The sequence below is a fragment of the Paracerasibacillus soli genome, from assembly GCF_042432965.1.
In the GTDB taxonomy this organism is placed as follows: Bacteria; Bacillota; Bacilli; order Bacillales; family Amphibacillaceae; genus Paracerasibacillus; species Paracerasibacillus soli.
Window position 1 is genome coordinate 105,659 of the sequence record NZ_JBHLWL010000061.1, and the last position, 22,795, is coordinate 128,453.

The window sequence follows — 22,795 nt, forward strand, 5'->3', positions numbered from 1 at the left end:
TACGGCGGTGGTGGCTGTGGTGGAGGAGGTTACGGCGGAGGTGGATGGTGGTAAACACCATCAGTCCGTGTAACCATTGAAATTAAATATTGGCATTCGCGAATCCTAAAGGATAGCGAATGCCTCTGTTATCATTAGGCAAGTAAAATGGGATATTGTATCTTACGTCTATTTTTGCGGTAAATATATCGTAAAGGTTGTACCTTGATTACGTTTGCTTTCTACTTCGATAAATCCGTCATGCATTTCAACAATTTCCTTCACAATTGAAAGTCCCAAACCTGTACTATCTTCAGTACGCGTTCTCGCTTTATCCACTTTGTAAAAACGCTCAAATAAATGCGGAATATGTTCAGCATCTATACCTATTCCATTATCTGTAAAAGATACTATGACATTATTTTTATGAATCCGATTCCGAATCTTAATCATACCACCTTGACCTGTGTAACGAATGCCATTGGTTAGTAAGTTGAGCCAAACTTGCCTCAATAATTTCCCATTCCCAAAATACTCCATCGGACGAACATCTAATTCTATAGTTAATTCCTTTTCACGCCATTGCCATTCTGCTAAATCAACCGATTCCCTTAACTGTTCAGCAACATCAAATACCAGACAATCTTCTTGTCCTTCTCCACGGTCTAAAAAGGATAATGTCAATAATTGTTTACTTAATGCGGACAACCTTTGACTTTCTTTATAGATGATATCCGAGTAATGATGACGCATATCTTCTGAAATCTCTTCTTCACGTAGCACTTTAGAAAAACCTTGAATAGAAGTAAGGGGTGACTGAATTTCATGTGATACATTAGAGACAAACTCTTGTCGTTTCTCTTCTGTTTTTGCAAGCTGTTCACTCATTTTTGTGAAATCTTGTGCAAGACGGCCAATTTCATCTGAACGATTAACATTTAATTTCAAATGGAAGTTTCCAGAGGCAATTTTTTTCGTCGCCTCTGTCAATCTCTTAATCGGTCTTACGACAAACATTGTACTAAGTATAATAAGTATGAAGCTGAGTACTAAGATTAACACTAATAAAATTGCTAAAAATATCCGCATTTCTCCGAATTGTAACTTTGTATTCTGACGTACGAATAAAGCCTCAGTTTTTCCATTTACCTGGATTGGAATGCCTACCGTATTGACAAGTTCATTATCAAAAAAACCCGTAATAAACAGTTTCCAAGGATAATCTTTTATCCCGTGATACGTACCGCCCTGTAATACTTTATCAACCATGACTTGATTCATTTCATATTTTCTAAATGGCTCTCCAAATAACCTTCCATCCCCATTTTCATCTATTAAGTAAAACTGATAGCCTAAAGTAGATAAAGTCGTCAAATAATTGCCGATATCTTCTTCCTTACTTTGCTCAAAAATGTCAACTGCATTATTGGCAATCGATACAACCTTCGCATCATTTTGTTCCTTTAATACATGATCATAATATATATTTGTCACGATAAAACCAACGATTGAACTAATTAACATAATCGCCGTCGTCATGACAATAATTCTGACGTAAAGCGTACGCATCGTCGTTCCCCCAATTGAAAACTTCTTTAAAAAATAAATACTGTGAAATGGGATGTAAATAATTGATGATTTTTAGGCGATTACTTCCTCTAACTTATATCCCATTCCCCGAACAGTTTGAATAACAAATCCATGTATTTTTTCATCAAAACGCTGTCGTAGACGCTTAATATGCACATCAACCGTTCTATCATTCCCAGTAAAATCATGACCCCAGACTAAATCAATAAGTTGTTCCCTTGTAAATAATCTTCCAGGGTAGTTTGCCAGCTGTGCTAACAACTCAAATTCTTTTAAGGGTAAAATCATTGTCTTACCTTCTGCTTCTACTTCATAACTTTTACGATTAATAACAATAAAGCCAATTTGTAGGATTTCCTCATTAATCATATTAAATCTACGTAAAAGCGCCTTAATACGAAATAGTACTTCCTTCGGTTCAAATGGTTTGACGATATAATCATCTGTACCTAAAAAGTAAGCTTTTTCCTTATCCGTAATTTCACCTTTAGCCGTAATCATCATAACTGGAATATCATACATGGTTCGGATTTCCTGACATAGCACATATCCATCTACATGTGGCATCATAATGTCAATAAGTGCAAGTTGAATGCGCTCTGTCTGTAATAATTCCAAAGCCTTTTGTCCATTTTCCGCTTCTATTATGTGGTAGCCCTCTTTTTGTAAATAAAATCGTAATAATTCCCGAATATGCGGATCATCATCAGCAACTAAAACATTAATCATCATGGACCCCCCTCTTTCATATCGATAATAAATCATTAGAATTCAGATTATATTTTGATTTAAAAAGTCGCTTTCCAATTATTGAAAAGCGACTCGTCATTTATTCCCCTACTCCATATAACTTTTCTACAAGCTCCCCAATTTGATCCGCGTATTTTTCACACGCTTCTTCAGTTTGCGCCTCAACCATCACACGGATAAGTGGTTCTGTACCAGAAGGTCGAACGAGCACGCGACCTTGATCGCCTAGGACATCTTCCACTTCTTTCACAACATTAGAAATCTCCTCATTGTGTAAAGCTGCTTCTTTATTCGTTACTTTAATATTTTTAAGTACTTGCGGGTATACTTTCATTTCGCTAGCTAGTTCCGAAAGTTTTTTATCAGTTTCCTTCATAACATTTACGAGTTGTAAAGCAGATAACATCCCGTCACCAGAAGTAGCGTGATCTAAGAAAATAATATGGCCAGATTGTTCTCCACCTAAGTTAAATCCGCCTCTACGCATTTCTTCCATCACATAACGATCACCTACAGCTGTCTTATCGCTATGCATACCATGTTTTTCAACTGCTTTATAAAAGCCAATATTACTCATGACTGTGGAAACAACCGTATTATGTCTTAGGAAACCTTTATCGTTCATAAATTTCGCACAAATAAACATAATTTGATCCCCATCGACGATGTTTCCTTTTTCATCTACTGCAATTAATCGATCACCGTCACCATCAAAGGCAAGTCCAATATCGGCACCTTTTTCAAGAACAAATGCTTGAAGTGCTTCTGGGTGCGTCGAGCCAACGCCATCATTAATATTCATCCCGTTAGGTGAAGAGCCAATTGAATAAATATCTGCTTCCATATCTGCAAATAAGTGAGTCGCTAAACTCGATGTAGAACCATGCGCACAATCTAAAGCAATTTTTAAACCAACAAAGTCATTTTCTACCGTATCTTTTAAGTATGAAAGATATTTTTGTGCCCCTTCAAAGTAATTACTAATCGAACCTAAGTCTGTACCAACCGGGCGAGGCAAATCGTCTTCCCCTGCCATCAACTGTTCGATTTCATTTTCTTGCTCATCCAATAGTTTAAATCCATCAGGCCCAAAAAACTTAATGCCATTGTCACCGACTGGATTATGCGATGCTGAAATCATCACACCTGCTTGGGAACTAGTAGCCTTCGTTAAATAAGCTACCCCTGGAGTTGTAATGACACCTAACTTCATTACTTCTGCACCAATGGATAATAAGCCAGCTGTTAAAGCCGATTCCAATAAATATCCAGAAACACGTGTGTCCCTACCTACTAAAAAACGTGGTTTTGTTGACGTGTTTTTCGTTAAGACATAGCCACCAAATCGTCCTAATTTAAACGCTAATTCTGGCGTTAGTTCTCGATTGGCGATTCCTCTTACTCCATCTGTTCCAAATAATTTACCCATTTTCTGTACCTCTCCTTTACTTCCTTTTAACATGACGAGAGCTCTCTTCTTAAAATTGATATATTCAGATTAAAATATAATGTTCATGTATGTATAAGGGGAAAATAATTGCTATATATAAACAAGACGGTAATAAATTTACTATCATAAATTCATGTTCCATTCAATTGAAAGTGTCATTGTTATTTCTCGACGATTTCAATTGTAACTTGCTTCATTTCCCCTTCTATATCTACATCGTCAGGCCCTTCTATTTCTATGGGAACCCGATGCTCACCAACTTCCAAATCCTTCGTATCTACTCGAATATGGAAGTTGGTGGTACGTAGTTCTCTCACAATCTCCTCATTCCCTACAACGGTTATACTCATTTGCCCTTGATTAGGTTGAACAAATTGAACATCTAAATTATCAGCCGTATTTTCTGCAGAGATGCTTATATCCTTAAATACTTTCGTTTGCTTTAAACTAACAGAGATAGCGACCTCGCTTGTTTCCGGAATAATAATTCCTTTAGGTATATCAAGTTTCGCTTCAATAGTTCCCGTTTTATTTACTTTTGATAAATCAATTACTTCAGTTTTTATTTCCTTTATATCATCCAGTGCAGTACTTGTCCCAAAAATTTCAACTTCCTTCACATTCACGTCCATATCTTCTAGAGTTAAACCATCAGGAAGCTTACCTTTCGTCTCAACTTTTACCGGCACTGTTTTACTCGGGTTATTTATTTCTGCGGAAACAATTACATTTTCTGGTTCAATTCTAACTCTCAACTCGTTTCCTTGACTATCATAAACCTTAACCGGTACTTCACGATTATTGATGGATTCGGTTAACCCTGCCACATTCACAAACACTTTGACAAGTGATATCTTTTCAATCACACTTTTTGAGCTTGTTATTTTTACTTTTTGAGGTTCAACCTTATACTCACCTAACTCATAACCATCTGGAAGTTGATCTTTATTTAAGAAATCTGCACTAATACTAAATTCCTTTGTACTTCTTTCCTCAATGACAACATCAATTGACTTTGGCTCAATATAAACTGCAAGTCCTTCTGGCATATTGGTATACTCAATTTCAACGGTGTGCTCACCTTCACCCAGGTTTCGCAAATCAACATACACTTCAAAATTACGTTGTTTATCTGCACGAGTAATATTACTTGTAGAACCCTCAACCGTCACAGACACTGTTTCCGGAATACCACTTACGACATATTTTTGTGCATCTATGCGAACATTTACTGGAACATCCTCTAATACTTTCGTTTCATCTGTACCACCGAAGAAACTATAGTCTTTAGGTTTTGTATCACTCTCTGTATAGGCAACAAAATATAGGAAACATGCCAATACTAAAGCTACTGCTCGAACAAACCATTTACTTCTAAACCATTTATCCATGTTTCTTGCCACCCCATCTCCAAGTTTTTCTTTCAGGGGATTTGATATTGATAGACAAGTTATCTCGTAAAAATGTTGCCAATTCTTCTTCACTTAACTCTCGATGTAATTCACCATTTTTGGTAGCAGAGATTAACCCTGTTTCTTCTGACACAACGATTGTTAATGCATCCGTTACTTCACTAATTCCCATTGCAGCACGGTGCCGAGTTCCTAATTCCTTAGATATAAAAGGACTTTCAGATAAAGGCAAATAACATGCAGCCGCTACAATATTGTCACCTTTTATAATGACTGCCCCATCATGTAGTGGGGTATTGGGTGTAAAGATATTTGTAATTAATTGATGGGTTAATTGACCATTAATAGGTATACCTGTTTCGATATATTCTCCTATACCAGTTTCTCGTTCTATGGTCATTAAAGCACCAATTCTTCTTTTGGCCATGTAATTACATGAATGTACAATATCATGAATGATTTGATCTAATATCTCCTCTTCACTCTTTGCACTTCTGGTAAAAATATTACCCCTACCAAGCTGTTCAAGTGCTCGCCTTAACTCAGGTTGAAAGAGAATAATAATGACAAGAAAACCCCAATCAAGTACTTGTTTCGTTAGCCATTGAATCGTTTGTAAATCAAATAAGATGCTAATCATTCTAACTAAAATAATAACGAAGATTCCCTTTAGTAGCTGAATTGCCTTCGTTCCTCGAATAAGCATTATTAATTTATATAATACATACCAGACGAGGCCGATATCAACAACTATTCTGAGCAGATTTAAAAAACCCCCATCAAGCATGTTCCCACTTCCTTTAAGTATCCGTAAACTATTCATTCACCTACACGATCATAACGTTTCTTATTATACCATATTTTAACCTATCATATCCTTTTTACCATTCCATTTTATGTAGTTTTCAACATGTTTTTTTCGATAAAAATACGCAAAGAAAATGATATTTGAACCATTCCTCTTTATTAGCTATATAAAAGCCAAGCTAGCCTTGTACTTGGAGGATTCGTTCACAGGGCCATTTTTCTTTGCGTATTCTAAAGTTGTTTATGGTTAATCCATCGCAAATATGCCTTTAAACACATTTTTTATATTAAACCAAATCCATTCAAATACTTCATCAACTTTTTCAAGCTCTCCATTTACTTCACCAACTGAAGCCATCAGTCCCTCTCCGTCAATGGAATCTCCATCTACATCATCCTGAATAAGCTTACCTTTAATTAGTGTTACTTTTCCATCCACTTTTCCATCAATTTTAAGATTACCATTTTTAACGACTAAATCACCTTCAACCGTAACGCCTTCTGGGACAATAACTGTGTCACCTTCAATAATTAAGTTATCTTGTTTTGAAACAACGAGCTTTGTATCTTGATGCCAGGTTGAAACCATGCTTCCTAACATAAAAATAACAAATATAGCCGCTGCCGTTAAAACAGGATGCGCTTTAAACCAACGCGTGTATTTAAAACGACGCTTTTCTGTTGGTAAATTTGCCATTACCTTTTGAGTAAAGTGGGGAGGGGCCTCAACTTGTTCTACACTTTTTACTAACGTAATTGTTCGTTTTAATTCATGAAAATATTTCTGGCAATCACTACAATCCTCCAAATGCTTCCGAAGTTTCGCTTCATCATCCATTGAAATATCTCCATCCAAATATATATGCATCAGTTGTATTATTTCTTTATTACAATCTAATTTATCCAAAGTGGATCCACTCCTTTACACGTGACGAAGCTTTTTCCTTAAAGCTTCCCTCCCCCTATGTAAGCGTGTTTTTACAGTACCCAATGGGATATCCATAATATCACTAATTTCTTTAAGGGAGAATTCTTCTAAATAACGCAACATAATGACACTGCGATATTTTGGAGGCAAACTTGAAATTTGCTGAAGTATATATTCCTGCAATTCCATATCTTGCACTTCTTCTTCTGGCAATCTGTCACCTGCAGCCAGTTGGGAATACATATCCAGACCATCCGTTCCTTTCACCTCTGCATCTAAAAAATAATCAGGCTTTCGTTTTCTTAAATGATCTATCGTTAAATTTGTTGCAATGCGATAGAGCCATGTAGAGAACTTTCGCCGATCATCGAAGGAATGGATGTTTACATAAGCACGTATAAATGCTTCTTGAGCAATATCCTCCGCCTCGTGCGCATTACCAAGCATACGAAAGCAATGCTGAAAAATCCTATTTTGAAATAATGCAACTACATCTTCATAGGCAGCCTGATCCCCTTTTTTCACTTGTCTAATCTTCTCTTTTATGATTACATCCATACTAAAATACCTCCGCCAATCCCGCGGCACCTATAATACGAAACATCGTTTAAAAAAGTTTCATGTTTTTATTAAAAAATACAAGCCTGCCCGCATGTTTAACTTATGATGTTATCTACATCATGCTAACAAGTATTTTTCAAATTTTAACTGCATTTTCAAATCTCTTTATATCTTAATCAACCAACATACTACTCCATTTTACCAAAAAAGTAGACTAATTTACATGAAAGATAAAAACTAGCAAAAAATTGTGTTAAAACTATTGCATTATTGCTCATAATTTCATACTATATATATTGGAACAGGGGGATAATATATTGGGTAATCTTTTATTGAAACAAATTGAACAATGTAGGAAAGAAATGATTTCCTTAGGCTCAGAGTATGAGCTCACATCGGATGTAGTTGTTCAATCAAGTAAAAGGTTGGATAATCTACTCCTGCAATATCAAAAAAAAATAGTCGATGACTTCAAGAGTAATCATTACATAATAGATTAATAAAACAACTGTTTTCTAATTGAATGAAAACAGTTGTTTTATTTGTATAGAGTAAAACTCCCATCAGAGTGGGGCTTTCGCATATTGCCTACTGATTTTCAGTTGTTATCCCTAACTTTTCATTCTTAAATACCATCGAATCCCTGTGGTCGGGGTCTTATACCGAGTAAGATAGCAACAAATAAAGTATGCGCTTACAATAATTGTTCGCCAAAAAGTGATCCCATCAATCCAACGGCAAGCGTAGCTGTTTTATTACGGTCATCTAATATCGGATTTACTTCAACAAATTCTGCTGAAACTAATAAATCCGAAGCTGCAATCATTTCCATTGCCAAGTGACTCTCTCGATATGTTAATCCCCCAGGTACAGGTGTACCAACTCCTGGTGCCTCTGTAGGATCTAATCCATCAAGGTCTAAACTCAAATGAATACCTTCAGTCTTTTCCGCTAAATAATCCAATGCCTCTTTCATAACAAAAGGCAGCCCCATGAAATCAATTTCGTGCATAGTATAAACTTTAATCCCTTTCTTACGAATAAAGTCCCGTTCACCTGGATCTAACGAACGAGCACCTATAATGACAACATTCTCAGGTTTTATTTTAGCTGTTTGACTATATAAATTTGTAAGCCTTTCGTCACCATACCCCAAGCTAGCTGCCAGTGGCATCCCATGAATATTACCAGATGGGGATGTTTCCGAAGTATTTAAATCACCATGTGCATCATACCAAATAACCCCCAGATGTTCATGGTGTTTGGCAAGACCCGCTAAACTTCCAATCGCAATACTGTGATCCCCTCCAAATATTAATGGGAAAGAACCTTTTGCTACTTCCTGATCTACCATTTTAGCTAATATCGTATTTGCTTCTACGACTTGATTTAGATTTTTCAAATGTGCATCAGCGTACTTTTGATCTGGACGATGAATAGGAATGTCGCCTAGATCGTGTACATCATATCCTAGGTTTTGTAAACGTTCAATCGCTCCAGCATAGCGAATTGCACTTGGCCCCATATCAACTCCACGACGACTTTGTCCTAAATCCATTGGTACCCCAATTATTGATAATTTCTGTTTCATATCTTTCCCCTCCCTATCGCTATTTTATCGGAAGGTATCACAATGACTCAACTCGACATTTCCATGTATATTTATGCGTATCAAATACGGATGGTTAATCTAACATAAAATTACCAAATAAAAAAACGGGTATTTAACCCGCTAATATAAAGTATCTTCTTTTGCACCATATGGATATAATTGTAAATCCAAAGACTTAATGCCAGCTCGTTCCCATGCGCTTATCAAAGCATCCGCACTTTCCTTTGTTGGCATAAACGCAATACCACAATCTCCACCACCTGCACCAGATGACTTTCCGGCTCCACCGTATTGCTCGGCTAAGTCACAAAGCGTTTTTAATAAAGGCGTTTCAATCGGTACAGATGCCTTATCACCGACCTTTTGCAACGCGCGGCGATTTTCTTTGATTCCTTGCATTAGCTGTGAATATTGCCCGTTCCTTAAACCGGTACCAATCTTCGCAACTGCTTCTTGACTCTCATCTAGAAAAAGCTGAAAATGTTGTGGATCATTCAATTTTAGTCGTAATACTTGATCAACTAACTTCGCAGTAGAAGCGGGTTTCCCCGTCCATCCGATGCACATATAAATAGGCGAAGGAATGGAAATCGGTTTAATTGTCAAGTACTTCCAATCTTTTTGTAGCAATGTATGTAAATCCGTTGCATTTTTATAGGCTTCTGATAACCATTCCGCCTGAAAAGAAGCATATTCTAATAATCCGCCATGAGATGATGCTGCAACGTCTGCACCAGAACCGTTTCCTTGTGTGGCAACATGCGAAGTAGCAGCAAGTTGAAATACTAACTTGGCGGTAGGACGTTCAGGCAGAAAATATGTCAATATAGCAGAAATAACAGATGTTGAAACAGCCGCACTTGAACCTAATCCATATTTTTTACCTGATTCATCATCGAGTTCACTTTTAACCGTCAACGAGAATGATTCCCAAGCAATGGACTGTTCTTCTAAAAATTGAAGGGCAATTTCCATCGCACTTTTCACAAAGTTTACACGGGTGTCATCTACTGCCACATGTACATGGCGATTAGTGTAGTCCCAATGCAACTGATGTAAACCAAAGTTTTCAAGTGTTACAAGATGCTGATTACTTGATTCTATTGTTGTATAAACAAAACGATTAACTGCCATCGTTATAAGGTTTTGATGCGGCTCAAGAACAGCAAATTCACCTGCAATATTTAATTTTCCTGGAGTTTTTATACGCAATGGTGATTTTGGCAAAATTTACTCATCCTCTGTTGTATAAGTTACACCTCGACCCGGTTTACTTACAATTACATCGGTTACACCAGGTAAATGACGAAATGTATTGACGATTTTATCCTCGTTTTCTGGTAAATAAAGTACTTTCACATTTGGGCCAGCATCAATTGTGAAATAAGCTGGAATTCCTTCTTCTCTTAACTTTTGCACCGTTTGCATCACGGAAACTGTAATATCATTCCAATACGTAAATGGTGGTGCAGCACCAAGTGTTGTTGCATGCATCTTGAGACAATTTGCTTCCGCAACAGCACCTACCTTCTCAAAATCTCGTGCTTCAATCCCTTGTTTAATTTCACGTAAATCTGCCGGTATGCTATCTACCCATCCTTTAAAAAATGGCGAAGTATCCACAGTACGTTTCATTCCTTCACGACTGGAAACTTTTTTCTCCTTTGCCGAAAGAACGATCGCAGCAACCCGAACATCCCAAAAATTTTGTTCTGCAATCGGAACAGCATACGAATCGGAACCATCTTCAAGTGTTCCTTGTTGCCACTCAGCAAAGCCACCATATATGGACCGACATGCAGACCCTGAACCTTGCCTTGTCAAACGAGATAACTCATGATCGGCTAGTTGTAAACCAATTGCCTTTGATCCAGCGGCAGCTAGAGCGGCAAAACCTGAAGCAGATGATGCAAATCCCGCTGCAGTTGGAACATGATTTGTAGAATGTACCGTTGCAAATAGATTTGGTTTATCCGCTATTTTCCTAATTAGATCTAGAAATAACGTAACACGTTCGTAAGCTATCCCATTAATCTTTTCCTTATTTAAAAAAAAGCTATCTTCAGTTAACGAATCTTGAAAATCGACTGTTGTTTCCGTATAAAATCCATCCAACGTTAGTGATAAACTATTATTTGTAGGTAAAATTAAGGAATCATTACGTTTTCCCCAATATTTAATTAACGCAATATTTGTATGTGCCTTCGCAGTTGCTTTCATACCTATCTCCTTCTCCCTCAACTCACAAAAAGAGCATGATATATATCAATTCCAAAGAGGCTGATAAAAAATGTAGTGTATTTGCCTACTCGCCAAAAAAAAGCAGGAGAAAAGACATCCTGCTCTCATTTTTACAACTACTCTTCACTATCTTGTCTTTTTAAAACAAAAGGCCAAACAGCATGCGCACCAAACTTTCTTAATTTATCAGCAAGCTGTCTTGAATGCACTTCATTTTGTGCTAAAGCAATAATACAACCACCATTACCTGCACCTGTAAGTTTCGCTCCTAAAGCACCTTCCTGTCTTGCAAAGTTAATTAATTTATTTAAAGTAGCATCACTTACACCTAGCGCTTCAAGTTCCTTTTGTGCCTCATTTAATAATTGTCCTAAAATATTCTTTCCAGCCTTTTCAAGTGCATGTTTAGCTTGATAAGTTAATTCTCCAATGCGATCAAGCTTTTCTTGGATTATCTTGGGGGCTGATTTGAATAAATTCGCCACAGATTCAACAGCAGTACGTGTATCACCGTATTTACCCGTATCAGCAACGATAAAATGAAAATCATCACTAGGTTTTATATAGTAAACTGGGTTTTCTCTTTCAAACCAAACCGGGCATTCAGCTGTTATAGTTAACGTATCAATCCCACTCGGGGCTCCATGTGCCACTTCTTCCGATAAATTTGCAAAATATAATAAGTCTTCCTTCGTATACGGCTGTTCGGCATAAGCAAACAAAGACTTCACAACTGCAATCGCAACGGATGCACTAGAACCTAATCCTTTTCCTGGTGGAATGGATGACTTAACTTGAATTAATAAATCTCTATGTGGTAATTTTAAGTGATCCAACGTTTCATAGATACTACGTACAATTCCTGCTAAGGATTTAGGCGCAGAACTAATTGGACCATGGTAAAATGTGCTATCAATTTTAATTGTGCCTGGGACATACTCGATTACAGATTCAACACCAACTAATGGAAAGGGAATCGCGATTGCAGGTTGTCCGTGTACAACTGCATGTTCCCCAATTAGTATTAATTTGCTATGAGCTACACCGATAGCTATTTGTTCTGTTGTCGTAACTTTTTCTGCACTCATTTTATATACTGTTCCACCAATTCTTTTGCTCTACCTACACGGATTTCTTTTTCTTCTACTAATTTATTTGCAATCATATCTATCATCTCCCCAGCAGCCCCCGCGGCAATTGCGACAGAGCGAGAATGTAATGCCATATGACCTTTTTGTATCCCATCGGTAACTAATGCTTTCAATGCCCCAAGGTTTTGTGCCAATCCAACAGAAATAATAACTTGCGCCAACTCTTCTGCTGAATCAATTTCTAATATTTGTAAAGCTAATTTAGCTACAGGATGAACACGGGTGGCTCCTCCAACAATACCGATGGACATTGGTAACTCTAGTTCGCCTACTAAATTACCCTGCTCATCTACTGACCACGTTGTCATCGATCGATATCTACCCGTACGAGCTGCATAGGCATGTGCTCCCGCTTCAACGGCACGCCAATCGTTACCAGTCGCAATTACAACCGGGTCAATACCATTCATGATTCCTTTATTATGCGTAACAGCACGATACGGATCAGAGTCAGCAAATTCAAACGCATGTACAATACCATCACGCACTTCTTCTCCAGTAAAACCGTCACTTGCCAACAGTTTTGGCGGAATAACACAAGTAGCCTTTGCTAATGACCGATCAGCGTAATTGGAGAGAATTCGTAAATAAACCTTACCTTTTGTTAGCTCTTCCACCAAAGGTGCAATAGACTCCACCATCGTATTAATGATATTCGCACCCATTGCGTCGCATGTATCAATATACATATGCAAGATAAGCATTTTATCATACGGTGAATCAGATTCTTCATTAATAATACGAACATCTAAATCCTTTGCTCCACCACCCCTAGCCACAATACTAGGGTATGCATCATTACATGCAGCAACCAATTTATTTTTCTCGTTTATTAACATTTCCTTTGCAAGTTGAAAATCAGGGCAACCGACTACTTGAATTTGCCCGATCATGACTCTACCTGTCGATTCTGTCGTAAATCCACCAGCTCCGCGAATAATCTTCGCTATATAACTTGCAGATGCTACAACAGAGGGCTCTTCTATAGCCATTGGGACGATATACTCTTTTCCATTGATTAAAAAGTTTAGTCCTAAACCTAAAGGAAGAGGAAGGGTCCCAACTACATTTTCAATCATATTATTTGCAATATCTATTGGCAATGATTTTTCAGATGATAATACCGCAATATCTTCATCAGAAAAATCGTTCCATTTCTTTAGAATCTCAGTCCGTTCTGTAACGGTCTTATTATAAAAGCCTGGGATTCTAGAAGATTTCATATGAATTCATCCTCTTTTTCTGTCATGATCATGCTTCTATTTAGCATGTAACAATATAGTTTATTCGTAAAAGATATTAAGATATATAAATTATAATATAAAACATAACATTATGCAGTAGAAGTGATACATTTTCAGTACGAGTTCATAAAGGTGGATATTTTTACCTGGCCTTTTGAACTACATTTTAAAGTCTATAATAAATTCTCCCATCTATTATGTTAAAATACACTATAAAATGCAAATAAACAAGGTTGTTTTTCAGACGACCTTGTTTATTTGGGTAATAACATGTAGTTTTTTTAAATATATAGTGGACAATTTATATTCATGATGAGCCATACAGGATTCGAACCTGTGACCCTCTGATTAAAAGTCAGATGCTCTACCGACTGAGCTAATGGCTCGTGATGTTAATGATGCTCCGCTTCCTACAGGTCGTGCGTGCCATACCTCACTTCCTTTTGCCTATTCAAGAAGTGATGGGAAGTTCGGTTACTCGTAGTTAATTCGGTAGATGTATTGCTCGTTGCTCTACCGACTGAGCTAATGGCTCGTGATGTTAATGATGCCCCGCTTCCTACAGGTCGTGCGTGCCATACCTCACTTCCTTCATGCTTATTCAAGAAGTGATGGGAAGTTCGGTTACTCGTAGTTAATTCGGTAGATGTATTGCTCGTTGCTCTACCGACTGAGCTAATGGCTCGTGATGTTAATGATGCTCCGCTTCCTACAGGTCGTGCGTGGCATACCTCACTTCCTTTTGCCTATTCAAGAAGTGATGGGAAGTTCGGTTACTCGTAGTTAATTCGGTAGATGTATTGCTCGTTGCTCTACCGACTGAGCTAATGGCTCGTGATGTTAATGATGCCCCGCTTCCTACAGGTCGTGCGTGCCATACCTCACTTCCTTCATGCTTATTCAAGAAGTGATGGGAAGTTCGGTTACTCGTAGTTGATTCAGTAGATGTATTGCTCGTTGCTCTACCGACTGAGCTAATGGCTCGTGATGTTAATGATGCTCCGCTTTGCTTTAGTTAACAGTTGTTTTGATCCATGCATTAAAAATAAACACAAAAAAGCTGGGCTACTAGGATTCGAACCTAGGAATGACGGGACCAAAACCCGTTGCCTTACCGCTTGGCTATAGCCCAATAATCATATGGTGGAGGGGGGCAGATTCGAACTGCCGAACCCTGAGGGAGCGGATTTACAGTCCGCCGCGTTTAGCCACTTCGCTACCCCTCCATAAATATATTTTACAAGATGGCTTGTTCTTATACATAAAATAAAAAAAGTGCCGGCCAGAGGACTTGAACCCCCAACCTACTGATTACAAGTCAGTTGCTCTACCAATTGAGCTAGGCCGGCATATAATAGTTCACGCTAACATCAAGAATACTTGGTGACCCGTACGGGATTCGAACCCGTGTTACCGCCGTGAAAGGGCGGTGTCTTAACCGCTTGACCAACGGGCCACTATGTAATTTCTCAAGTCAACGATTTTCATTATATACACTATTTCACATTTTGTAAAGGGGTTTAATAAACTTTTTTTATACTTCTCTTCATTTTTCAACAAAAACATTGATTTCATAAGTTTTTAAAACCCTTCACTCCTCTCCTAATATTCTTTAACTTATTGATAATTAGAGTAGTGTCATGACAACGTGAATTCCTATGAAACTTATCACACCATAATAAATTGCTCTTCAAAACAGAGGATATTAGCAAGTTTTGGATGTACTATTTGTCTCCTTACAAATATTTAGATTTCACTTTTGGATTTAGTGCATTCATTTATTATCACAATTATTACATTTAAATTTTGACGTTCTAATATTTAGAATACCTTCTCTAATCCTACCGAGGATTATTGACTTAATAGTTTTATTATTCTAGAATAAAAGTAATTGAATACGAGAAGAGAGGTTGATTCTAGATATTTGTCTAGAATCATGAAAAGGGAAGTCCGGTGCAAAACCGGCGCGGTCCCGCCACTGTAAATAGGAGTTTTCTATCCATGCCACTGTCAAACGATGGGAAGGTGATAGAAAATGATGATGATGAGCCAGGAGACCTGCCTTTCTTTATACGATTCGACCTACGAGGATAGGAGGGATTGCTTATACAATATAACTTGCATACTTTTTGAGTTATACACATATCGTACAGCCCTGCTGTGCATTGCATAAGCATACACCTCTAATTTAGGAGGTGTATTTTTTATTGTTGTATGAAAAGAATCTGATGAAAGTTTGATTGAAAAGAACACAACACTTTTACTTGCAAATCAAAATTTACTACAGAAGATAATAACCTATTTTGAAAGCGTAACCATTGGAGGGGTAAATCATTGAAAAAGTTTCAAAAAATAATAAGTACTAGTTTAGTAATCTTACTTACTTTATTTTTAGCCTTGCCCAATCTAGCTACTGCTACAGCACGAGTTGATATTCACACGATTGATGAAGCGATTGATAAAGCTAGCGAATACATGATTAATAAAGACGAAGGTGTTATAAGTGAATGGGAAGCAATAGGTTTAGCGAAGGCTGGTAAAGAAGTTCCAGCATCCTACCAAGATTGGTTTCATTCCAACTTTCAAAGTCAAATTATAAGAGGACTAGATAACGGTCGCATTAAAATTACTGATATTGAGCGCTTAACCATTGCTGCTGTTGCAATAGAAAAAGACCCAAGAAACATTGATGGCATCAATTTAATCGAGCTCATTTATAATAGTCCAGATCATCGAAGTGGCGCTGACACGATGACATTTCAAGGAAATAACGGTCCGATATTCGCACTAATTGCACTTGACACAAAATCATTCGACGTACCAGATGATGCACGTTGGACACGTCAAAGCTTAGTCAATGAATTGTTACGTACACAAAATAAAGATGGTAGTTGGAATTTAAATGAAGCTTTTGGTTCTCCGAGTGTTGATATTACAGCAATGGCTTTAATAGGCCTAAGTCCATATAAAGATCAACCACTTGTAGAGGAGGCTTTAGATAAGGCTACCAATTGGCTATCATCGATTCAAAAGCAAAATGGTGGATTTGATGGTGGTGATTTTGTTGGCGGAATTACGAGTGAGGCTGCATCACAAGTCATCATCGGTTTAACTTCTTACGGTATTGACCCGACAAGTGAGTTATTTACGAAAAGCGGCAATCACGTCATCAGTCATTTATTAAGTTTCCAAGCTGACGATGGTGGATTTAAGCATACCGCTGAAGATACGTCGTCTAATTCTATGGCAACAGAACAAGCACTACAAGCATTAGTTGCTTACAAACTATTTCTTGAGGGCAATGGTCCGCTTTATCACTTCGGAAATCATGACAAAGACCCGACACCACCAGTTGAAGATGTTACGCCAGAAATCAGTGTAAAAGGGTTAAACAATGGAGAAATTATCACATCATCCGAAATCACCTTTACTGTTTCAGCAAAAGCTGGCGATCAACAGCTTGAGCCAATAGTACAATTAAACGGCAAAGACTTAACCGCAAATGGCGGGCAGTATACAGTACAATTAAATAAAGGAGAAAACAAAATTTCTATACATGCCGAAAGTGATAGTGGAAAAGTAACTTCAGTCCAATATATTGTAATATATCAAGCAACAAATACGATTGAAGTTGGCGAAGCATTACCTGTAGCAAGCTATGAAAGAATCGTAATAGCAGGTTCAAATACACAAGTCGTATTACCTGATAATATTCCACAAGGGACGACTCTATTGATTGAAAAGTCTGCATGGGATCACGATGGACTAACAAAAGTTGGAGACGCATTTAACTTTATATTCCAGCACCCAGAGAATAAACAAATAGCAGGCGTGTTTACATTAACGATGGGAGTATATGACAACAGCGAAAAGGAAAAAACTGGGGTCTACCATTACAATGAAGAAACTGGAAAATGGCAGTATGCCGGTGGATGGGGGCAAATGAAAGATGATGTAATCATAGTTGATGTCAATCATTTTTCAACTTATGGCGTGTTTATGGATACGGAAGGACCTACTAACGTTCAGCTTAAAAGTAAATCAACGACAAATAACCAAGTTACGTTAGACTTTTCAGCTGAAGATCCATCAGGAATAGCATCCTATGACCTTTATCGAGATGGTAAACTTCTACAAACAATAAAGGGAAATGAACATGAATTTATCGATACAGATGTACAGCCCGGCAAAGAATATCTCTATGAAATTATCTCTACTGATAAACTTGGTAATGAATCCGAGAAAACTAGCTTACGAGTAAAGGTTAGTGTCAGCGAAGAGACAGTAAAAGAAGATAATGATAATCAAGATGAAATGAACAACGGAAATCATGACAATGATAATTTACAAGGGAAAACGGACAAGGACAAAGAAACGACATTAGCACCAACAGACACGAATCAAGGTGATAAATTACCAGCAACAGCTACAAACATATACAATTTCTTCTTCATAGGAACAATGCTCGTTATGATTGGTATGTTTGTACTGTACGTTCGAAAAAAGCACATTATTTAAGATGGAATGAAATAGAACGTAAATTAACGGGAATACCATCCCCGTTAAAATAGACAGTAACCATAAAATATAATGGCGCGAAAATATCTTTAATAAACAAGGAGGACACTGCATGCGTAATCCATTAAAGATTTTATTTACTATTATCGTGTCTGCAATCATCATGTTAAGTTTAGCAGGTTGTGCTGATTCATTCAAAAAGCCAACGGGTCTGGAAGATAAAGATGGCATAGAATTAACGCATTCAACTGATGACCAAATAGCATCTAAGGATAGTCAGGAAGAAGAACAAACAGACCGCAATAAACCGAATAATGCAAGTACTGTAAAAAAGCAAGACGAAAAGTCAAATCAAACAAGTTCTTCTAAAGATAAAACAGTCAGCAAGGGTAAATCTGACAGTGGAGAATCATCGTCTAAAGAAAAGACCGACACGAAAGGAAAAAGCAAAGATATAACGTCTAGTAGCCCTTCATCGAACAAACAAAACAAAGAAAAAACGAAAGAGAAGAAATCAGATACAAAAAAGTCTCCTTCTACTAACAAGACAAAGGACAAGGAGAAAAAGTCTGACAAGGAGAAGAAGGAAGATCCAGAACCAGCAAAACAGAAGACGAGCACAATGGTTTATTCTATTGTTATATCGGATAACGAAGTCCCCTTACCACCAACAGAAATGGCAGTCCTAGATGAAGGCGATACGGTTTTAGAAGCGTTAATCCGAATAACCCGCGAAAGAAAAATCCAAATGGATTATCGCGGTGGCAGAGGGGCAACTGCTTATGTAGAAGGTATTGATAATGTCTATGAATTTGATCGTGGACAGGGTAGTGGTTGGATGTACCGTATCAATGGTGTGTTCCCAGATCGTGGCGCCGGGGTTGTACCAGTATGCCCTGGTGACCGCGTGGAATGGATATACACAACGGACTTAGGGAAGGACATTGGTGCAGACTTAGCCCCTGTCCGCAGAGATGGGAAATGTCCAACGCCATAAGATAAACATATTCAGTCGATGATATTTTCAGCAACATTTTGAATGTATGTTCATAAAGCACCCCGTCGGCTATGTTCCTAACGTCTAGGATTCGTGTAACGCAATGACCATAGACGTTGGAACTGCCGGCTTTATAAAGAGATATATTATTTCGCCAAATTTTTAAGCAACCTTTTAAATTAAATCATCTCTTTACGGTACATTCAGTAGCAGCATGCACATGATACACTACTGAATGAATTTTCATGGATTAAAAAGTAGGTGGAACGATGGAAAGTGGATTTCGCGGGTACCATCCATATGTACAGTTTCTTTATTATATATACACAGGTGCATTGGCATTTTACTTCAATCATCCATTATTTTTATGTACGGCCTTTTTACTCATCGTATTCGTAAATATTTCACATGATCGTGGACTGGCGCTTAAACAATGGATTCCAGCACTGTTCATAATGGCAACAATTATCATCGTGCTTAATCCGTTTTTAGTTTCCCGAGGTACAAATATTTTGTTTTACTTTAGAGGAAAACAGGTTACATTGGAAGCGACAATATATGGTGTGACAATGGCTTTATCCATTGCTCTCATACTACTTATCTTTGTATCCTTTAACTTGATCTTAAACGGTAATCGTTTCCTATACATATTTTCTAAGTTTTTGCCACGTACTGCCTTTTTAATTATGCTAGCAATTCGGTTCGTCCCTTTGCTAAAAAGACGTCTACAGGAAATTACCGCCGTACAGCGCATAAGAGGAATCAGTATGGTGGAAGGATCGATTATAAAACGGGCTAAAACTGGGATGGTCTTTACACAAATCTTGTTAACATGGTCATTGGAAGAGGCCATTCAAACAGCTGACTCCATGAAATCAAGAGGATATGGAATCGGAAGGAAAAGCACCTACATTCCTTTTCAAATAACCAAAAGGGATTGGGGATGGCTTCTGACACTTAGTTTATTATTTATCATATGTATTTCCGGAGGATTACTAGGGTATGGGAAAATCCTCATCTATCCAAAACTTGGAACATTACATATTTATTCACTTGATTGGTTCCTTTATATTTGTATGATTATGTTATATTCATTTCCAATACTTGTGGAAGGGAGAGAGCAATTAAGATGGCGATGATTCAAATAAATAATCTCTCATTTCAGTATGCCGACACGGAGGAAAATACGCTAGAAAATCTTTCCCTCCATATTAAGGAAGGAGACTTTGTTCTACTTTGTGGTCCTAGCGGTTGTGGCAAAACGACATTACTCCGATTATTAAAGAAGGAAATTGCACCGGTTGGTCACGTAACTGGAGATATATTATATAGGGGTAAGCTTTTAAACGAATGGGATGACCGTATTCTAATTGAAGAAATTGGCTTTGTTTTTCAAGATCCAGAAAATCAAATCATTATGGATGACGTCATGCAAGAAATTGTATTTAATATGGAAAATCTACATTATTCGCAGTTAGAAATGCGTAAACGATTAGCTGAGCTTGTTCACTTTTTTGGAATGGAGTCCCTCTTACAAACGAAAACATCTGAACTTTCCGGTGGACAAAAGCAAATGTTAAATTTATTATCCGTTCTTTTATTAAAACCAACACTACTCTTATTGGACGAGCCTACTTCCCAATTAGATCCTGTGGCAGCGAAAGACTTCATTCTAATGCTAGAAAGAATGAATAAGGAAATGGGGATTACGATTATACTTGTGGAGCATCGGTTAGAAGAATTATTTTCCATTGCCGATCATGTAGTTTGTATGGAGCAAGGGAATATTATATATGAAGGAACAAGTAAAGATGTCATTTATTCTGCTTTCCAACAACAAGATGAAGTCTTTTCATCCTATGTACCATCCATATCCCAATTGTATATGAAAAAGGAGAGAAACCCGAAACTATTAGAAATACCGTTGACAGTAAAGGAATGTAAAGCTTGGTTACGTACTTTACCAACGTTTACAAAAAGACATGCAGATGCTAAAACAGTTACAGACAAAAGGCCAATTCTGGAATTAACTGATATATATTTTCAATACACAAAAAAGGCTCCTTTTGTACTAAAAAACTTATCCATACAAATAAAGAAGGGTGAATTCTTTTCAATCGTCGGTGGAAACGGTTCCGGGAAAAGCACCTTTTTGAAAGCAAGTATCGGCAACATCAAACCACAGCGTGGAAAAGTATCATTTTTAGGTAAAGAGACAAGCAAATTAAAAGGTGATGTTCTTTTTCGTAGTTTTGCTTATTTACCACAGCATCCACAATCATTTTTTATTCATGATAGTATCGAAAAGGAAATGCAGGAGACAGTAAAGCGACATCATGTATCAAATGGTTCAGAAATAATAACTAAAATGTTAGACGCCTTCGGAATTCAGCATATTCGTTATCGCCATCCATATGACTGTTCTGGAGGGGAAATGCAAAAGGCTGCACTCGCATGTATGTTGCTAGGAAATCCAGAAATTCTTTTTATTGATGAACCTACAAAAGGCCTTGACCCAATTTCAAAGGAGAATTTTGCTGAAATCATTCAAAGACTCCACCAAAATGGATTAACGATTGTCATGGTTACGCATGATATTGAATTTGCAGCACGATATGCAGAACGCTGTGCCATGATGTTCGATGGTGCAATTACGACTATCGGGACACCGAAGGAATTGTTTAGTGGTAATTATTTTTATACGACTGCCATTAACCGTGCAACAAGTAATATGCACATAGAGGAAATGCTCACTTTAGAGGAGGCAATAGAAACATGGCCAAATCACGTACTTATTTAATGATCATTTCACTCATTATTTTTTTCCTGTTAGTCGTCTCTATTACGCTATTAAAATATCATGCCTATTTCCTATTAAGCATGGTCATACTCGCCTGTATCATGGTTCCATTTTTTATCCGCTTTGAATTTCGTAATATTACAGGAAGAGAGGTCGTCATTTTAGCAATATTAGCGGCAATTGCAGCTGTCGGACGAGTTCCATTCGCTGGATTGCCTAGTGTGCAGCCTACCTCTTTCGTTATTATGATAACTGGTCTCGTATTTGGTGCAGAATCTGGCTTTATCGTTGGTGCAGTGGCCGCAATTGTTTCCAATATCTTTCTAGGCCAAGGTCCTTGGACGCCTTGGCAAATGTACGCATGGGGGATGATGGGGATGACCGCAGGATTACTGCGAAATATAGACTGGATGAATAAACGGTGGGTTCTATGTATATTCGGATTTGTATGGGGTTATCTATTTGGCTGGTTTATGAATATATGGATTATCGTTAGTAACATGAGCAATATCTCATGGGAATTTATCGTTGGTATTTATATTTCCAGCTTCTATCACGACCTCGCACATGCACTTTCTAACGTCCTGTTCATAGCCATCTTCAGTGTATCATGGATTAAAATTATCAACCGAACAAAAATAAAATACGGACTATTCGAATGAAACATGGGGACGGTTCTCTTGTTTCATCTCGACATGTGAAGATCGAGTCTTCTGATCCATCTGCAGACAGTATTCGAACGATACCGTACTTAA

18 protein-coding genes, 5 tRNA genes and 1 riboswitch are annotated in these 22,795 nt (G+C 37.6%); of the genes, 6 read left to right on the plus strand and 17 right to left on the minus strand.

Going from position 1 to position 22,795, the window contains the following annotated elements; translation table 11 throughout:
* Window positions 1-168 precede the first annotated feature (168 nt).
* The 7 genes from ACFFIS_RS15050 to sigW form a co-directional block, all read right to left on the minus strand.
* Window positions 169-1,548: a sensor histidine kinase gene (locus ACFFIS_RS15050; protein ID WP_390188191.1), complete on the minus strand. Its 1,380-nt coding sequence runs from the start codon at window positions 1,546-1,548 to the stop codon at window positions 169-171.
* 72 nt (window positions 1,549-1,620) lie between these two features.
* On the minus strand, window positions 1,621-2,298 hold the full coding sequence (locus ACFFIS_RS15055) for a response regulator transcription factor (protein WP_390188192.1): 678 nt from the start codon (window positions 2,296-2,298) through the stop codon (window positions 1,621-1,623).
* A gap of 100 nt (window positions 2,299-2,398) precedes the next feature.
* A complete protein-coding gene (gene glmM / locus ACFFIS_RS15060; RefSeq protein WP_390188193.1) occupies window positions 2,399-3,748 on the minus strand; it encodes a phosphoglucosamine mutase in 1,350 nt (449 codons plus the stop codon).
* Window positions 3,749-3,930: 182 nt separating this feature from the next.
* Entirely contained in the window at window positions 3,931-5,160 is a 1,230-nt protein-coding gene (locus ACFFIS_RS15065; RefSeq protein ID WP_390188194.1) for a CdaR family protein, read from the minus strand.
* Entirely contained in the window at window positions 5,153-5,968 is an 816-nt protein-coding gene (gene cdaA, locus ACFFIS_RS15070) for a diadenylate cyclase CdaA (protein WP_320381122.1), read from the minus strand. The genes ACFFIS_RS15065 and cdaA overlap by 8 nt, the downstream gene beginning before the upstream one ends.
* A gap of 267 nt (window positions 5,969-6,235) precedes the next feature.
* Entirely contained in the window at window positions 6,236-6,895 is a 660-nt protein-coding gene (gene rsiW / locus ACFFIS_RS15075; RefSeq protein WP_390188196.1) for an anti-sigma-W factor RsiW, read from the minus strand.
* 15 nt (window positions 6,896-6,910) lie between these two features.
* On the minus strand, window positions 6,911-7,474 hold the full coding sequence (gene sigW, locus ACFFIS_RS15080; RefSeq protein ID WP_320381119.1) for an RNA polymerase sigma factor SigW: 564 nt from the start codon (window positions 7,472-7,474) through the stop codon (window positions 6,911-6,913).
* Between the two features lie 335 nt (window positions 7,475-7,809).
* Here sigW and ACFFIS_RS15085 point away from each other — a divergent pair, with 335 nt between their 5' ends.
* Window positions 7,810-7,977 carry an aspartyl-phosphate phosphatase Spo0E family protein gene (locus tag ACFFIS_RS15085; protein WP_390188268.1) on the plus strand — a complete coding sequence of 56 codons (168 nt, stop codon included), beginning with the start codon at window positions 7,810-7,812 and terminating at the stop codon, window positions 7,975-7,977.
* Window positions 7,978-8,171: 194 nt separating this feature from the next.
* Here the strand turns inward: ACFFIS_RS15085 and rocF are convergent, their stop codons facing one another.
* From rocF to ACFFIS_RS15135, 10 genes are all read right to left on the minus strand, one after another.
* On the minus strand, window positions 8,172-9,068 hold the full coding sequence (rocF, locus tag ACFFIS_RS15090; protein ID WP_390188198.1) for an arginase: 897 nt from the start codon (window positions 9,066-9,068) through the stop codon (window positions 8,172-8,174).
* A gap of 141 nt (window positions 9,069-9,209) precedes the next feature.
* On the minus strand, window positions 9,210-10,316 hold the full coding sequence (locus ACFFIS_RS15095) for a phosphomevalonate kinase (RefSeq protein WP_390188199.1): 1,107 nt from the start codon (window positions 10,314-10,316) through the stop codon (window positions 9,210-9,212).
* A 3-nt stretch (window positions 10,317-10,319) separates the two neighbouring features.
* On the minus strand, window positions 10,320-11,309 hold the full coding sequence (gene mvaD / locus ACFFIS_RS15100) for a diphosphomevalonate decarboxylase (RefSeq protein ID WP_320381115.1): 990 nt from the start codon (window positions 11,307-11,309) through the stop codon (window positions 10,320-10,322).
* Window positions 11,310-11,446: 137 nt separating this feature from the next.
* A complete protein-coding gene (gene mvk / locus ACFFIS_RS15105; protein ID WP_320381114.1) occupies window positions 11,447-12,418 on the minus strand; it encodes a mevalonate kinase in 972 nt (323 codons plus the stop codon).
* The gene (locus ACFFIS_RS15110; protein ID WP_390188201.1) at window positions 12,415-13,704 is read right to left on the minus strand and encodes a hydroxymethylglutaryl-CoA reductase, degradative; all 1,290 of its coding nucleotides are present in this window, start codon (window positions 13,702-13,704) and stop codon (window positions 12,415-12,417) included. Before ACFFIS_RS15110 ends, mvk begins: the two co-directional genes overlap by 4 nt.
* Before the next feature lie 334 nt (window positions 13,705-14,038).
* Window positions 14,039-14,111, minus strand: a tRNA-Lys gene (locus tag ACFFIS_RS15115).
* A gap of 674 nt (window positions 14,112-14,785) precedes the next feature.
* Window positions 14,786-14,857 (minus strand) — tRNA-Gln (locus ACFFIS_RS15120).
* 9 nt (window positions 14,858-14,866) lie between these two features.
* Window positions 14,867-14,951, minus strand: a tRNA-Tyr gene (locus tag ACFFIS_RS15125).
* Window positions 14,952-15,001: 50 nt separating this feature from the next.
* Window positions 15,002-15,074, minus strand: a tRNA-Thr gene (locus tag ACFFIS_RS15130).
* A 32-nt stretch (window positions 15,075-15,106) separates the two neighbouring features.
* Window positions 15,107-15,181: transfer RNA gene (locus ACFFIS_RS15135), tRNA-Glu, on the minus strand.
* 434 nt (window positions 15,182-15,615) lie between these two features.
* Window positions 15,616-15,805, plus strand: a riboswitch (cobalamin riboswitch).
* 254 nt (window positions 15,806-16,059) lie between these two features.
* On the opposite strand from ACFFIS_RS15135, the gene ACFFIS_RS15140 reads away from it, so the two are divergent.
* The 5 genes from ACFFIS_RS15140 (at window position 16,060) to ACFFIS_RS15160 (ending at window position 22,702) form a co-directional block, all read left to right on the plus strand.
* Window positions 16,060-18,243, plus strand: coding sequence for an LPxTATN C-terminal sorting signal domain (locus ACFFIS_RS15140; protein ID WP_320381112.1), 2,184 nt, complete (start codon window positions 16,060-16,062; stop codon window positions 18,241-18,243).
* Between the two features lie 112 nt (window positions 18,244-18,355).
* On the plus strand, window positions 18,356-19,240 hold the full coding sequence (locus ACFFIS_RS15145) for a DUF4430 domain-containing protein (RefSeq protein ID WP_390188202.1): 885 nt from the start codon (window positions 18,356-18,358) through the stop codon (window positions 19,238-19,240).
* 269 nt (window positions 19,241-19,509) lie between these two features.
* Window positions 19,510-20,379 carry an energy-coupling factor transporter transmembrane component T gene (locus ACFFIS_RS15150; RefSeq protein ID WP_320381110.1) on the plus strand — a complete coding sequence of 290 codons (870 nt, stop codon included), beginning with the start codon at window positions 19,510-19,512 and terminating at the stop codon, window positions 20,377-20,379.
* Window positions 20,370-22,040 (plus strand): ABC transporter ATP-binding protein, encoded by a 1,671-nt coding sequence (locus ACFFIS_RS15155; RefSeq protein ID WP_390188204.1) that lies wholly within the window; start codon window positions 20,370-20,372, stop codon window positions 22,038-22,040. Before ACFFIS_RS15150 ends, ACFFIS_RS15155 begins: the two co-directional genes overlap by 10 nt.
* Complete coding sequence (locus ACFFIS_RS15160; RefSeq protein ID WP_390188206.1) at window positions 22,016-22,702, plus strand: ECF transporter S component; 687 nt, start codon at window positions 22,016-22,018, stop codon at window positions 22,700-22,702. Before ACFFIS_RS15155 ends, ACFFIS_RS15160 begins: the two co-directional genes overlap by 25 nt.
* The last annotated feature ends 93 nt before the right edge of the window (window positions 22,703-22,795 follow it).

Coding starts and splice junctions, on each gene's coding strand:
- ACFFIS_RS15055 (WP_390188192.1), bottom strand. CDS start 2,298: ATGATTAATGTTTTAGTTGCTGATGATGATCCGCATATTCGGGAATTA.
- ACFFIS_RS15145 (WP_390188202.1), top strand. CDS start 18,356: ATGCGTAATCCATTAAAGATTTTATTTACTATTATCGTGTCTGCAATC.
- cdaA (WP_320381122.1), bottom strand. CDS start 5,968: ATGCTTGATGGGGGTTTTTTAAATCTGCTCAGAATAGTTGTTGATATC.
- ACFFIS_RS15110 (WP_390188201.1), bottom strand. CDS start 13,704: ATGAAATCTTCTAGAATCCCAGGCTTTTATAATAAGACCGTTACAGAA.
- rocF (WP_390188198.1), bottom strand. CDS start 9,068: ATGAAACAGAAATTATCAATAATTGGGGTACCAATGGATTTAGGACAA.
- ACFFIS_RS15065 (WP_390188194.1), bottom strand. CDS start 5,160: ATGGATAAATGGTTTAGAAGTAAATGGTTTGTTCGAGCAGTAGCTTTA.
- ACFFIS_RS15150 (WP_320381110.1), top strand. CDS start 19,510: ATGGAAAGTGGATTTCGCGGGTACCATCCATATGTACAGTTTCTTTAT.
- sigW (WP_320381119.1), bottom strand. CDS start 7,474: ATGGATGTAATCATAAAAGAGAAGATTAGACAAGTGAAAAAAGGGGAT.
- ACFFIS_RS15155 (WP_390188204.1), top strand. CDS start 20,370: ATGGCGATGATTCAAATAAATAATCTCTCATTTCAGTATGCCGACACG.
- mvaD (WP_320381115.1), bottom strand. CDS start 11,309: ATGAAAGCAACTGCGAAGGCACATACAAATATTGCGTTAATTAAATAT.
- glmM (WP_390188193.1), bottom strand. CDS start 3,748: ATGGGTAAATTATTTGGAACAGATGGAGTAAGAGGAATCGCCAATCGA.
- ACFFIS_RS15050 (WP_390188191.1), bottom strand. CDS start 1,548: ATGCGTACGCTTTACGTCAGAATTATTGTCATGACGACGGCGATTATG.
- mvk (WP_320381114.1), bottom strand. CDS start 12,418: ATGAGTGCAGAAAAAGTTACGACAACAGAACAAATAGCTATCGGTGTA.
- ACFFIS_RS15160 (WP_390188206.1), top strand. CDS start 22,016: ATGGCCAAATCACGTACTTATTTAATGATCATTTCACTCATTATTTTT.